Raw genomic sequence first — 13,111 nt, forward strand, 5'->3', positions numbered from 1 at the left:
GGAATAATGATATGTCTCGACAAGTATTTTGCCGTAAGTATCAAAAAGAAATGGAAGGTTTAGATTTTGCGCCCTTCCCGGGTGCAAAAGGTCAAGAATTGTTTGACAGCGTATCTAAACAAGCTTGGCAAGAATGGCTGAAACACCAAACCACGCTGATCAATGAAAAGCGCTTAAACGTGTTTGAACCGGATGCGAAGAAATTTTTAGAAGAGCAACGTGAAAAGTTCTTCAGTAACGATGAATCACTCGAAAAAGCTGAAGGCCTAAAGCCTGAGTAATTTTCAAAGCGTTGCTTTGAAAATTACTCAAGGCAAGAGCTTTGCTCGCGCAGGCTTTAATCTGAAAAGAAATCTCCATTATTGGGGATTTCTTTTTTAAGCTGCTCTGAAAATCACATAAGATAAGCAAAGCGCGTAGTGTCTAATGTCATAAAGGAGTCTTTTTAAAGGCTCCTTTTTTATTGATGGAATCTACTGCTCCGCCACGCCACAAGACGAGAAGCTATAATTTCAAGGAGTTTGTAAAAGGACTCCTTTTTAATTCCAATAAGAGCGCTGCACTGTGCATTACACAAGATAAGAGTCTTTACCAGCGCCAGCTTTAACCTGAAAGAATCCCTTTTATTTAGGGCTTTTAAAGAAAATTTTTACATCTAGAAATAACTGTAAACCAGAGCTACATTTCTCAATAAAACTCTACATTACAATACAATAACCTACATGATTCATAGCATCCCTTCTTCTATAATCAGTTTCAGGAAGATGGTTAAACATCTTATAAAACATATAACTAATACCCGATTTCAATCCTAGGTTTCCCCCAAAATCTAGGATTTTTTTTATTTATAGTTTTTTATTTATAGATTTCTAAATGATAAATTTCTAAACGAAAATCAAAGTCAAAAAAAACACCCTAAAGCGGGTGTCTTTTATTACTTTTTTAAATCTAATTTAAGGTTGTTTTAAATACGGCCATGCAGCTTTCAAATAAATAAACATGGACCATAAAGTCAGAATCACTGCGGTATAGAGCAAAAGATAAGCTAAAGTATCAAGCGGTTGCCAATTCAGTAAAAACACTGAAATCGCAATCATTTGAAAAGCCGTTTTGTATTTACCGACGGTTGATACTGCAACATTGGTACGTGCGCCCAATTCAGCCATCCACTCACGCAAAGCAGATACGGTAATTTCACGTGAAATAATTACAATTGCCGCAAATGCCATGGAAATACTCGGTTGCCATTGCACCAGAACAATCAACGCAGCTGCGACCATCAACTTGTCGGCTACAGGGTCAAGAAATCGACCAAAGGCTGAAGTTTGATTCAGTGAACGTGCCAAATAACCATCGAACCAGTCGGTTACCGCAGCAACCACAAAAATCGCCGTTAAAATAATGTGACGAGTCATGTTAGTGTCGTGTTCCGCAACACCAATTGTAGGCGGCCAATAAGCCACCAACAAAAAAACAGGTATTAAAGCTATACGCGCCAAAGTCAAGATATTTGGAATATTCAGGATGCGACCTGTAGTCATAGACACCGCCAATTTTTCCCCTTTATGCACAATGAAAAACCACACATATATTGGGATGGATTCATCGTTAATTCAGACTCACTTTATACGAATTGCCATAAAGTGTCACTAGGCAAACACGGTAACTGTTTGTCTGGAAATCGCAATCAGTCGATTCTCGGCATCCCAAAGATGGGCATATTCAGTGGAATAGCCTTCTGCTGCATAATCGGTAAATACTTTATATTTAAACCAATCCTGCAAATGGCTATTTAAGGGATGCACATAAGTCACATGCCAAGTCAGTGAGCTGGCCGGTGCAAAGCTTTTAAACATGGGCAATACCCCCGGTGGCCACATATCAAATGCCACCATCAAGTCAGCCACGGTCATTTCCCGGTTGTCATGCCGCTCAGGATTAAAACGCATCCAGCCACTAAAGTCAGGCTTTTCACTCGCGGTACATGGATATTGACCTTCGACCCAAACTAGATCCATTTGCTGAAAACACTGGGGTGCCAAAGGGAGTGGCGGAACAATGGTTAAATTTTCAACTGCGGGAAACTCAGGTGCAATTCGTTGTTGTTCTACTGAAATGGTCGACTCACGATGGGTACCAAAACTGGCAATCAAGATACTTTGTACCGCATCATCTTGCCATAGCCGCACTTCGATGGTGGTTACCGACTTGCCTTGCCGTAAAATTTCCGCGGTCAGTCTGACCTGGCTTTGCTGTACCGGGCCGACAAAAGTCACACTGGTGCTTAACAGGCGTTTTGACGGATCGGCAATCGTCACCAATGCCTTTTGCATCATCATCCCGGCGACCAGACCACCATAAATGGTGCGCCCTTGTAGCCAACCTTGGGGAATATTCACCCATTCATCTTGTTCAATTTCTGTGAATAATTGGCGCAGTGACATCCGTAGTCCTCTGGAATTTTTAATTTGCTCTATCTTTCACTCATTTTTAATTGTTGTAAATGACCACTTATTCATGATTATTTGAACTTTTTTGTCACTATCCTGCCCTTTATTCATGCAAAACTTTATAAATGGTTCTCGCCATGACATCTCCCAAACCGGGAACCAGTTTCAAGTCATTTTCTGAAGCTTTCAGTACGCCTTGAATCCCGCCAAAATGGGTCAGCAAATCACGGCGGCGTTTCGGACCAAGACCCGGAATAACTTCCAGGACCGAGGAACCACGTTTCTTGTCGCGTTTGGCGCGGTGTTTGGTAATGGCAAAACGATGCGCTTCATCACGCACCTGCTGAATTAGATGCAGCGCTTTATGGTCTTCAGGCAACTGGATTTTGGTACCATCGGTAAAATGTAAGGTTTCTAAACCCGGTTTACGCCCCTCACCTTTAGATACCCCGACCATAAACGCATCCAGTCCCAGATCCTGCATCACTTGCATCGCCATATGCAATTGACCTTTACCGCCATCAATCAGCAGTAAATCGGGCAACATGGCTTTTTTATAGCGACGGGTCAGCGCTTGACGCATGGCCGCATAGTCATCACCGCCAGTAATATCTTCAATGGAAAACTGGCGATAATCCCGTTTCCGCGCACCGCCTGAATCGAATACCACACATGAAGCAATTGTGGCTTCACCCATCGTATGCGAGATATCAAAGCATTCAATCCGGTCAATCGGGCGACCGACCACACTTTCTAGCTGATGGAATCGTTCATTCAGTTCAAAATGATTGGCCAACTGCCCTTTAATGGCATGCTGTACATTCATATTGGCCAGCTCTAACCACTCGGCACGGGTTTCGCGGACGTTGTGCTTAATCTGCACTTTCTTGCCAAATTCCTGTTGCAGCGCCTGTTCCAGTTCTTTGTGATCGGGTAATTCGGTATTAATGATCAGCTCGGCAGGAACTTCATCTGCGACCTGAAAATAAAAGTTTGCCATAAAGTCCGACAGCATTTGCCCCAGATCATCACCCAACATATCCGGGAAGTAGCTTTTACCGCCGAGCATTTTGCCATTGCGTACATGCATAATCTGCACACAGGTCACACCTGCATGATAGGCAATCGCCAGAATATCGGCTTCACCTTTGACTTTATAAATCGCCTGTTGGGATTGCACATCACGTAGCAATGCCATACGGTCACGGTAAAATACCGCCTTTTCAAATTCCAGCCCTTCAGCTGCCGCTTCCATTTTGGCAATCAGTTCCTGATTCAGCTCTTTGGTATCACCCTGTAAAAAGCGGATCGAGTTATTCACATCTTCCTGATAATCTTCAGGTGAAATCAAACCCACGCAGGGCGCGGTACAGCGCTTGATTTGGTACTGCAAACAGGGACGTTTACGCTGGGAGAAATAGCTGTTTTCACACTGGCGCACATTAAACAGTTTTTGTAATACCACCAAGGTGTCACGGGCATTATAGGCACTCGGATAAGGTCCAAAGAACTTGCCGACCTGATGCTTGCCTTTGCCTCGACCACTGGCAATGCGCGGATAAGGCTTGTCACTGGAAACAAAGATATAGACGTAAGATTTATCATCGCGCAACATAATGTTGTATGGCGGACGATGCAACTTAATCAGGTTTTGTTCAAGCAATAAGGCTTCGGTTTCGGAACGGACAATCAGCGTTTCAATATCATAAATACGTGCCACTAAAGCCTGTGTTTTGGGATGCTCGATGGTTTTAACGAAGTAACTCGACACGCGGTTTTTTAGATTCTTGGCTTTACCGACATACAGTAATTCGCCGTCTTTGCCTAACATGCGGTAAACACCGGGCAAAGTGGTCATATTGGCTAAAATCTTTTCAATATTTTCACGTGCGTTTTCGTTCACATTCAGCCTTATTCATAATGATGTCTGCTTTGCTACATGATGTGATGGTTTTCACGCCATTTTCAAGCCAATTCGGTATTTTTCCCGTAATCATACAAAGTTCTAACAATCACCTGATTGCTAAAAGCTATAAGTAAATCTGGCTTATTTTGCTATGCTCAAGCCATCTGAAAAATTTGGATCAAACTGAATGACGACCCACAATCATGCCATGCATATCGTTAAGCCTGTAACTTCAACGCATAGCACGTCTGAAAAAGATAAACTGATTGGCAAATCTCGTTTTCATTTTGAACCTAAACAGGTGATGCAATTGTTGCATACCCGAATTATTGGACAGGATGCGGCACTGCAGGAAATCGAAAAAATGCTGCATGTGATCAAAGCCGATTTTTCCAGTCCTGAACGCCCTTTATCTGTGACCTTAATGCTCGGGCCAACCGGTGTCGGCAAAACTGAAACCGTGCGCTTAATTAGTGAAGCCATTTATGGCCGTAGCGATGCTTTTTGCCGTATTGATATGAACACCTTGGCGCAAGAGCATTATGCCGCAGCCATTACCGGTGCCCCTCCCGGTTATGTCGGCTCTAAAGAAGGCCATAGCCTGTTTGATGAAACCGCCATTGCAGGTTCCCATACCCGCCCGGGCATTGTGCTGTTTGATGAGTTGGAGAAAGCCTCCACCGAAGTCATTCGCGGTTTAATGAATGTGCTGGATACCGGCAAGCTGACTTTAACCTCCGGCACCAAGACCATCGATTTTCGCAACTGCATGATCTTTATGACCAGTAATGTCGGTGCACAAGCTGCGCAGCAATACCTGGATAAACTGAATTTTTTGCCCAAGAAAATGCAGGATATTTGCCTTAAAAAATTACCGACCAAAACCATTATTGAAAAAGTCATGTTTAAAAAATTCGATCCTGAATTTTTAAACCGGATTGATCGCAGTTTGCATTATCAGGCGGTGCAGGATGATGCCTTACCCAAATTAGTCGAAATTGAACTGGAAAAACTCAATCAGCGACTACAGCATCAAAAGCGTGCTGTGGCTTTAACTGATGCCGCCAAAGCTCACTTCTACAAAGGTCATGATATTCGTTTTGGCGCACGCCATTTGGCCCGCAGGATGCGAACCGAACTGGAACCGATTCTGGCGATTTACTTTTTAAATTATCCGGAAAAAAACCAGCTCACGGTGAATGTTGATGCTGGACAATTGATAATTCAGCCCGAATAATTCTTTAAATAATTAGCTAAACAATTAGCTTAATCATCCTCCAGACAATCATCTAAATAATCATTGTTGCAGTCAAACGTTCGGCAGCGTATTTGACTGCAAATACGTTCATTTTTATCCAAATGAAATATGCCTCAATGCTGCCAATTTGCCATATTCAACTTAAAACTTTGCAGCAATGAGGACGTCATTGAGTTAAAAATTTGGCTCAATTGACTTTTTAGACCAAAACAAGCGCATAAAAAACTTGAAATCCGCAACTTACACCCGATATAAACAACCACGAAATGATTAAAAAATCTTAATTTAAACAAAAAGTTCATTACATTTTTACAAAACACAGTAAAAGTAAAGCTGTCCATCACACGGGTTTGTTGAAAAAAAATTGATGACCCTTGCGTCACGGCTTGATACAACTTGTTATGTTCTTTTTGGATATAGTTATCGTAAGATTAGCGAAGCTCGATGTGCGCGGGAAATGCGTACATGCTTCAGAACATCAACTTAATAAGTCCTCCAAAATAAAGGAGATCAGGCATGATCCACGCTGGCAATGCCATTACCGTCCAAATGCTTTCGGACGGAATTGCAGAATTCCGCTTTGACTTACAAGGTGAGTCGGTCAACAAATTTAACCGTGCAACGATTGAAGACTTTAAAGCCGCAATTGACGCTGTTAAAGCAAATAGCGACGTTAAAGGTTTAATCGTTACCTCTGGTAAATCAACATTTATCGTAGGTGCAGACATCACTGAATTTGGTGATAACTTTGCTCAAGGCGAAAAAGCAATTGTGGATTGGGCAATGCCTGTTCACGAAATTTTCAACAGCTTTGAAGATTTAGACATTCCTAAAGTTGCTGCAATCAATGGTATGGCATTGGGCGGTGGTTTTGAGATGTGCTTAGTATGTGACTACCGTGTCATGTCAGAAGCAGCTCAAGTCGGTCTGCCTGAAATCAAACTGGGCATCTTCCCGGGCTTCGGTGGTACAGTTCGTTTAAGCCGTGTGATTGGTATCGACAATGCGGTTGAATGGATGGCGATGGCTAATCCTAAACGCCCTGATGCTGCACTGAAAGACGGTGCGGTTGATGCGGTGGTTGCTGCTGACAAACTTCAAGCAGCTGCAATTGACCTGGTTAAACAAGCCATTGCTGGTCGCCTTGACTGGAAAGCAAAACGTCAGGAAAAACTAGATCCAGTTAAACTCAGCCCAATCGAACAGATGATGGCGTTTAACTCATCTAAAGGCGTGGTTCTTGCTAAAGCAAACCCTGCTCAATATCCTGCGCCAAAACTTCTTCTTGATTCATTACAGGCAGGTGCAAGCCTCCCACGTAACGAAGCATTGAAAGTTGAAGCTGAAGGTTTTGCTAAAGCTGCGATCACACCACAAGCGGGTGCATTGATTGGTTTATTCCTCAATGACCAGCTCGTGAAAAAAACTTCGAAAAAACATGAGAAAGGTGCACATCCTGTAAACCAGGCGGCTGTTCTAGGCGCGGGTATCATGGGTGGCGGTATTGCTTACCAAGCGGCAAGCAAAGGCACACCAATCATCATGAAAGACATTGGTAACCCGCAATTGGCGTTGGGTATGTCTGAAGCGAACAAATTGTTGACTAAACAAGTTGAACGCAAAAAAATGACCCCTGCGAAAATGGGTGAAACCCTTGCTCGCATCCGCCCGACTTTAAGCTTGGAAGAGTTTAAAGAAGTGGACATCGTGATCGAAGCAGTAACTGAAAATCCTAAGATCAAAGCTGCGGTTCTTGCGGACACTGAAAAATCAGTTCGTGAAAACACCATCATTGCATCAAATACTTCAACGATTTCAATCACACGTTTGGCAGAAAGCCTACAACGTCCTGAAAACTTCGTCGGTATGCACTTCTTTAACCCAGTTCACATGATGCCGTTGGTCGAAGTGATCCGTGGTGAGAAGACATCTGCTGAGGCAATCGCGACTACTGTTGTTCTTGCTCAGAAAATGGGTAAAACGCCAATCGTTGTTAACGACTGCCCGGGCTTCCTTGTGAACCGCGTATTGTTCCCTTACTTCGGCGCGTTTGATCTATTGCTTAAAGATGGTGCTGACTTCCAGCAAATCGACAAAGTGATGGAAAAATTCGGCTGGCCTATGGGTCCTGCTTACTTGATGGACGTTGTCGGTATCGATACCGGCGTTCACGGTGCAGAAGTCATGGCTGAAGGTTTCCCTGACCGTATGAAACCGGACTTCAAAGGTTCGATTCAAACCATGTACGAAGCAAAACGTCTGGGTCAAAAGAATGACGTTGGTTTCTACAAATACGAGTTAGACCGTAAAGGCAAGAAAGCGAAAAAAGTTGATCCTACAGCGTATGAATTGATTGCATCTGTAGTGACGGGCGAAAAACGTGAGTTTGACGCGCAAGAAATCATTGACCGTATGATGCTGGCTTTCTGTAACGAAACAGTTCGTTGCCTGGAAGACAACATTGTAGCGACTGCTTCAGAAGCAGACATGGCAATGATCATGGGTGTAGGTTTCCCTCCATTCCGTGGCGGTCCAGCACGTTACATCGACCAAACAGGTGTTGCTGAATACGTTGCACTTTGCGACAAATATGCACACTTAGGTAAAGCTTATGAAGCGCCACAAATGTTGCGTGACATGGCTGCTAACAACAAAAAATTCTACGGTTAAGGAGCAACGTGAATGGCTACTTTAAATCCACGTGACGTTGTCATCGTTGATGGCGTACGTTCAGCAATGGGTAAAACCAAAAACGGTATGTTCCGCAATGTACGTGCTGACAGCTTATCTGCTGAGTTAGTTCGTGCCTTGGTTGCTCGTAACCAGTTTGATGTAAACGAAGTTGAAGACGTGATCTGGGGCTGTGTAAACCAGACCCTAGAACAGGGTATGAACATTGCGCGTAACATCGCATTGCTTGCTGACTTACCAAAAACTGTTGCAGGTCAAACTGTAAACCGTCTTTGTGGTTCATCTATGCAGTCAATTCATACCGCTGCGGCACAAATTGCGACTAACCAAGGTGATATCTTCATTATTGGTGGTGTAGAGCATATGGGTCACGTAGGCATGATGCACGGCATTGACCTGAACCCTGAAGCGTCTAAGCACTATGCTAAAGCGTCTAACATGATGGGCTTAACTGCTGAAATGTTGGGTCGTATGAACGGTATTAGCCGTGAAGAACAGGATGCGTTTGGTGTGGAATCACATCGCCGCGCTTGGGCTGCAACGCAAGAAGGTCGTTTCAAAAACGAAATTATTGGTGTTGAAGGTCACGATGCAAACGGTTTCAAAATCCTTTGTGACATCGATGAAGTAATTCGTCCAGATGCTAACCTTGAAGCATTCAAGGCTTTACGTCCAGCATTTGACCCTAAAGGCGGTACAGTGACTGCTGCAACATCTTCAGCGTTGTCTGACGGTGCTTCTGCAATGTTATTGATGTCTGCTGAACGTGCGCAAGCGCTGGGTCTTAAGCCACGTGCTGTCATCCGCTCTATGGCGGTTGCAGGCTGTGATGCAGCAATCATGGGTTACGGTCCTGTTCCTGCAACGCAAAAAGCGTTGAAACGTGCTGGCTTGTCAATTTCTGATATTCAAACTTTTGAGTTAAACGAAGCGTTTGCTGCACAAGGTTTGTCTGTTCTTAAAGGCTTAGGCATTTATGACCAGCAAGACCGTGTGAACTTGAACGGTGGTGCAATTGCACTGGGTCACCCATTGGGTTGTTCTGGTGCGCGTATCACAACGACATTGCTGAACGTTATGGAACAGCAAGATACACAAATCGGTCTTGCGACCATGTGTATTGGTCTTGGTCAAGGTATCGCGACAATTATCGAACGTGTTTAAGCTTTAAATACTGAGATAAAAGAAACCCCGCTTATTGCGGGGTTTTTTATGACTGATTTTCTGCATGATTTTTTAGTTTAAGTTCAATATACTCAGAGCAATTTATAAATTTATCTATTTTATAAACATAAAAATTTATTTTCTGTCTTTCATCATGCTTATACTTATAACAACGGAGCATCTTTCATGTTTGCCAACTTATTTAAAATTTTTACTATTTCTATGCTATCCGCCAGTGTGTTATCAGGCTGTGCAACTAAAAAGCTAATCGATAAGGATTCGGTACATACTCGAGATGTTCGTGTCAATCTGGTTGAAGATAGCGTGGTTGCTTTCGGTCGACCTGCGCAACCGATTGCCAATTTACCTGCCAATAGCCTGGTGATTGCAGGTTATAAAAATAGTTATATTCTGACTCAGGGGGGAACTCAGTTTGTCACTATTATTAATCGCTTAGATCCCAAAAATATTCAAATGACTCGCGAATTGAGTTTTTATTCTGAAAAGAATGATGGTTATTTCAAAGGTACTCTGCCCCTGGCTTATGTCAAATTACAGGAAGATTTTAATAAACAGGATCTCGATTTTTTTATTCAAAATGGTGCAGAAGAATGCTCTACATCAAGTGATAATCGAATGAATGCACAACGTTTCTGTTTTAACTTAAAGCTGGAAGGTATGGTCTACCCACGTGCCAATAATCTGTCTTCACTCAAGGCATTGAGTAAGCCATATCAGGTATCCATCTATACGCTTGGAAAGGAAACTTATAAGGGCCATTCAACTTTAAATCCATTAGAAAAATTGGCCTTATTTCCCTTCGCTATTGCAATTGATGTGGTGAGCTTCCCTTTCCAGGTAGCAGATAAAATTTTTGAGTAGGATGAAAAACCCGCTTATTGCGTTTTTTTTTCATTTTTTGAGTTTTGATAGATCTTTTGATAAATCAAAAAGTAAACATTAATTGGCAGTGAAATTAATATTGAAAGTTCCTTCTCCCTTTGGGATGAGAAGTGTTACTTCGCAAGAGGATGAGGGGTTTTTTTAATAACATCCTCACCCTCTTGCGCGTAATTACGCTCATCCTTAAAAAGGAGAGGGAATTTCCATTGTGAATTAAATTTTGTCTAAAAAGTTAAAATCGCAATATTTTCAATCAAATATTATTAAACCCTCTGCGCCAACAACGTTGCAAAATGCTGTTTAATTCGGTTCCCCTGTTCATCCACCCGATGCAACTCACCGACATTTTCATTGTATTTCACAATGTTCCATCCCTCGTACAAAGCACTTAACTCGCCTGCTTTAAACGTAAAAGGAAAGTCAGACTGTGCAGGAATATCATCGGTATCCATCGCACATACAATCAGGTTAAAACCATTCACATTAGTCGCTTGTTGCATCTGCGCAATCAGAGGTTTCACAGTTTGAGCTTCTAAAAACATCATCACCACAGTACAGCAAATAAAGTCATAACGACCGGTAATGCTTTGATCTGCATTTAAATCACGCTGTTGTACCTGAATATTATCAATCTGCTCAGACTGAATAATCTGCTCTAGCTTTTGCAAACTGCTTGGATTGACATCCCAGGCATCCACCTCAAAACCATGCTGACTTAAATACAGTGCATTACGCCCCTGTCCACAGCCGACATCTAAGGCACGGCCACCTTGCAAATACGGCGTAGCAGCCAAAATTTCCGAGTGAGTGGGGGAAAGCTGATATTTTTTATAAAAATAATCCTGTGGCAGACAGTAAAACTGCAGCTGACATTCAATGTCATCACTGGCGGAAACAATCTTATGCCATGCCTGCGGTTCAATAAATGGAGGCTGCTGCTCTGGGCTAAAGACATGCTCAGACTTCACAGCACCCGATTCTTCCAGCATGGCAAAATGCAGCTCACCCTTGAATACTGTCAGCTTTGCCCAGGTACCGGCTTTGGTATTGTGCTGATTTTTAAAACCTTGCGGAATGCTCTGCTGTGTCCAGACAGGAAGTTCTTTATAACAAATAAGCTGTTGCATAAAAGGCTGTGCTCCAAATCTTCAATGATCTGTCCGAAATCAATTCGCTGACGATGTTTTAGCATAGCCCGTTCAAGCACAGATTGAAATAAGCTGCTTGCCGATGACTCATGCAATCATCCGGCTCCAAAAGCAATGTAACTCCTCTGCAACATCATGTTATCACTCTGTAAATTTAGTTGAATATTCACACAATTGAATAAACCTAAGCTATTCACTTTTAAAAATTTAGTATCTCTGGCGTTAAAATAAAAAGTACAAAATCTCTCTTTATTCTCACAATTGAGTAACCACGATGAATACCATTAAAACTACTTTGGCTATCGCTTTAGTTGCCGCAACTACGTCTGCTATGGCTGTAACTGCTGTAGAAACTACTCCAGCTGCTAAAGTTGCTGCTGCAAAAGCACAAGTAAAAGCAGATGCTGCAAAAACTGCGACTGCTGTTAAAAACACAGCGGTGGCAACTAAAGAAAAAACTGCTGCTGTTTCTAAAACTGCTGCTCAAAAAACTGTAGCGGCTAAAGACGCGGTTGTAGCTAAAACTGCTGACGTGAAAGACGCGACTGTTGCTAAAACTGCTCAAGTAAAAGACGCTGCTGCTGAAAAAACTGTAGCTGCGAAAGATACAGTTGTCGCTAAAACTGTTGCTGCTAAAGACGTGACTGTTGCTAAAGCAACTGAAGCAAAAGATGCTGTATTAGAAAAAACTACTGAAGTGAAAGAAGCAACTGTTGCTCAAGCAACTGAAGCTAAAGATGCTACTGTAGAAAAAACTGCAGACCTAAAAGAAGCAGTTGCTGTAAAGGCAGATGCTGTTAAAACTGAAGTAAAAGCTGAGAAAAAATCATTCTTCTCTTGGTTTAAAAAATCTGCTGCTTAATTTGCGCTAACGCATTTTAGCTGTAAAAAAAAGGATGCCATTTGTGAGCATCCTTTTTTAGTTATAGCCAAAAATTTTATTATCTAAATACTACCCAACTAGCGAATACCATTATTCGGTATCGTTCTTTGCTGTTGTTGCAGCTGCCTAATTTCTTCATTTTGCGAAGTATTTTCCAAGGTACCCAATGAAATTTGCTCCCGAGCGATTTGTACATTGGTTGCGCTACGGTCTATACCAAAACGTTCAAGCAGAACATACAAGCCTTCTCTTGGATCAGGTGATTGCAAACCTTGTGCAATGGCCAGAACATATTGCTGCTGTTCCAATGGCAAGCTGTTTATATCTGGCATGGGTCCATCAGGCACAAGATCTATGGTTGCTAAAATAGTCGGATTAACCACAAAGTTTTGAGTATCCATCTGCATCTGCATAATGCGATGCTGCAAAGCCCTCTCTTGTTGCGGGTGCCATTTATATTGAATGACTGGTGTGGTTTTAGCTCTTAACTCGGATTCCGTTAACGGACTTAATCCAGGGGCATCGGCTATATCAGCAAAAGTAGAGCAAATGGAAAAACTTCCGGCAATCGCTACAATTGCGCAGGACAAATTTTTTAGGAGATTCATGGCAGTTCTACTCAACAATGAATTGAAGTAAACAAACAACCGTCGACACCCAAAATTGTATAATAAACCCTGTATTTGGTAGCCTTCGCCCAGATAAGTG

General features: G+C 42.5%; 11 protein-coding genes. 6 read left to right on the forward strand and 5 right to left on the reverse strand.

From position 1 onward, the window contains the following. Positions 1-11 precede the first annotated feature (11 nt). The gene (locus ACU0NF_RS10015; protein WP_131271294.1) at positions 12-281 is read left to right on the forward strand and encodes an oxidative damage protection protein; all 270 of its coding nucleotides are present in this window, start codon (positions 12-14) and stop codon (positions 279-281) included. Positions 282-953: 672 nt separating this feature from the next. On the opposite strand, the gene pgsA is transcribed toward ACU0NF_RS10015, so the two are convergent. From pgsA to uvrC, 3 genes are all read right to left on the reverse strand, one after another. After that, entirely contained in the window at positions 954-1,541 is a 588-nt protein-coding gene (gene pgsA / locus ACU0NF_RS10020) for a CDP-diacylglycerol--glycerol-3-phosphate 3-phosphatidyltransferase (RefSeq protein ID WP_067869548.1), read from the reverse strand. A gap of 108 nt (positions 1,542-1,649) precedes the next feature. Continuing rightward, complete coding sequence (locus ACU0NF_RS10025) at positions 1,650-2,444, reverse strand: thioesterase family protein (RefSeq protein ID WP_445661030.1); 795 nt, start codon at positions 2,442-2,444, stop codon at positions 1,650-1,652. A gap of 109 nt (positions 2,445-2,553) precedes the next feature. Next, complete coding sequence (gene uvrC / locus ACU0NF_RS10030; RefSeq protein WP_445661031.1) at positions 2,554-4,353, reverse strand: excinuclease ABC subunit UvrC; 1,800 nt, start codon at positions 4,351-4,353, stop codon at positions 2,554-2,556. 190 nt (positions 4,354-4,543) lie between these two features. Between uvrC and ACU0NF_RS10035 the strand changes: the two genes are divergently transcribed. From ACU0NF_RS10035 to ACU0NF_RS10050, 4 genes are all read left to right on the forward strand, one after another. Then, positions 4,544-5,593 carry an AAA family ATPase gene (locus ACU0NF_RS10035; RefSeq protein ID WP_445661032.1) on the forward strand — a complete coding sequence of 350 codons (1,050 nt, stop codon included), beginning with the start codon at positions 4,544-4,546 and terminating at the stop codon, positions 5,591-5,593. A gap of 537 nt (positions 5,594-6,130) precedes the next feature. After that, positions 6,131-8,284, forward strand: coding sequence for a fatty acid oxidation complex subunit alpha FadB (gene fadB / locus ACU0NF_RS10040; RefSeq protein WP_171536319.1), 2,154 nt, complete (start codon positions 6,131-6,133; stop codon positions 8,282-8,284). A 12-nt stretch (positions 8,285-8,296) separates the two neighbouring features. Next, positions 8,297-9,469, forward strand: a complete 1,173-nt coding sequence (gene fadA, locus ACU0NF_RS10045; protein ID WP_131383162.1) for an acetyl-CoA C-acyltransferase FadA — start codon at positions 8,297-8,299, stop codon at positions 9,467-9,469. A gap of 186 nt (positions 9,470-9,655) precedes the next feature. Further along, the gene (locus ACU0NF_RS10050; protein WP_445661033.1) at positions 9,656-10,351 is read left to right on the forward strand and encodes a hypothetical protein; all 696 of its coding nucleotides are present in this window, start codon (positions 9,656-9,658) and stop codon (positions 10,349-10,351) included. A 284-nt stretch (positions 10,352-10,635) separates the two neighbouring features. On the opposite strand, the gene tehB is transcribed toward ACU0NF_RS10050, so the two are convergent. Further along, positions 10,636-11,499, reverse strand: a complete 864-nt coding sequence (tehB, locus tag ACU0NF_RS10055; protein ID WP_171536317.1) for an SAM-dependent methyltransferase TehB — start codon at positions 11,497-11,499, stop codon at positions 10,636-10,638. Between the two features lie 295 nt (positions 11,500-11,794). Between tehB and ACU0NF_RS10060 the strand changes: the two genes are divergently transcribed. Then, positions 11,795-12,382, forward strand: a complete 588-nt coding sequence (locus ACU0NF_RS10060; RefSeq protein WP_445661034.1) for a hypothetical protein — start codon at positions 11,795-11,797, stop codon at positions 12,380-12,382. Between the two features lie 98 nt (positions 12,383-12,480). Here ACU0NF_RS10060 and ACU0NF_RS10065 read toward each other — a convergent pair whose 3' ends face one another. Further along, complete coding sequence (locus tag ACU0NF_RS10065; protein ID WP_445661035.1) at positions 12,481-13,011, reverse strand: hypothetical protein; 531 nt, start codon at positions 13,009-13,011, stop codon at positions 12,481-12,483. Positions 13,012-13,111: the final 100 nt, after the last annotated feature.

The organism is Acinetobacter sp. F16 (assembly GCF_052712855.1).

Bases quoted from the DNA above. Each gene is read 5' to 3' on its own strand.
- ACU0NF_RS10035 (WP_445661032.1), top strand. From the start codon at position 4,544: ATGACGACCCACAATCATGCCATGCATATCGTTAAGCCTGTAACTTCA.
- tehB (WP_171536317.1), bottom strand. From the start codon at position 11,499: ATGCAACAGCTTATTTGTTATAAAGAACTTCCTGTCTGGACACAGCAG.
- fadB (WP_171536319.1), top strand. From the start codon at position 6,131: ATGATCCACGCTGGCAATGCCATTACCGTCCAAATGCTTTCGGACGGA.
- fadA (WP_131383162.1), top strand. From the start codon at position 8,297: ATGGCTACTTTAAATCCACGTGACGTTGTCATCGTTGATGGCGTACGT.
- ACU0NF_RS10015 (WP_131271294.1), top strand. From the start codon at position 12: ATGTCTCGACAAGTATTTTGCCGTAAGTATCAAAAAGAAATGGAAGGT.
- ACU0NF_RS10050 (WP_445661033.1), top strand. From the start codon at position 9,656: ATGTTTGCCAACTTATTTAAAATTTTTACTATTTCTATGCTATCCGCC.
- ACU0NF_RS10065 (WP_445661035.1), bottom strand. From the start codon at position 13,011: ATGAATCTCCTAAAAAATTTGTCCTGCGCAATTGTAGCGATTGCCGGA.
- ACU0NF_RS10025 (WP_445661030.1), bottom strand. From the start codon at position 2,444: ATGTCACTGCGCCAATTATTCACAGAAATTGAACAAGATGAATGGGTG.
- pgsA (WP_067869548.1), bottom strand. From the start codon at position 1,541: ATGACTACAGGTCGCATCCTGAATATTCCAAATATCTTGACTTTGGCG.
- ACU0NF_RS10060 (WP_445661034.1), top strand. From the start codon at position 11,795: ATGAATACCATTAAAACTACTTTGGCTATCGCTTTAGTTGCCGCAACT.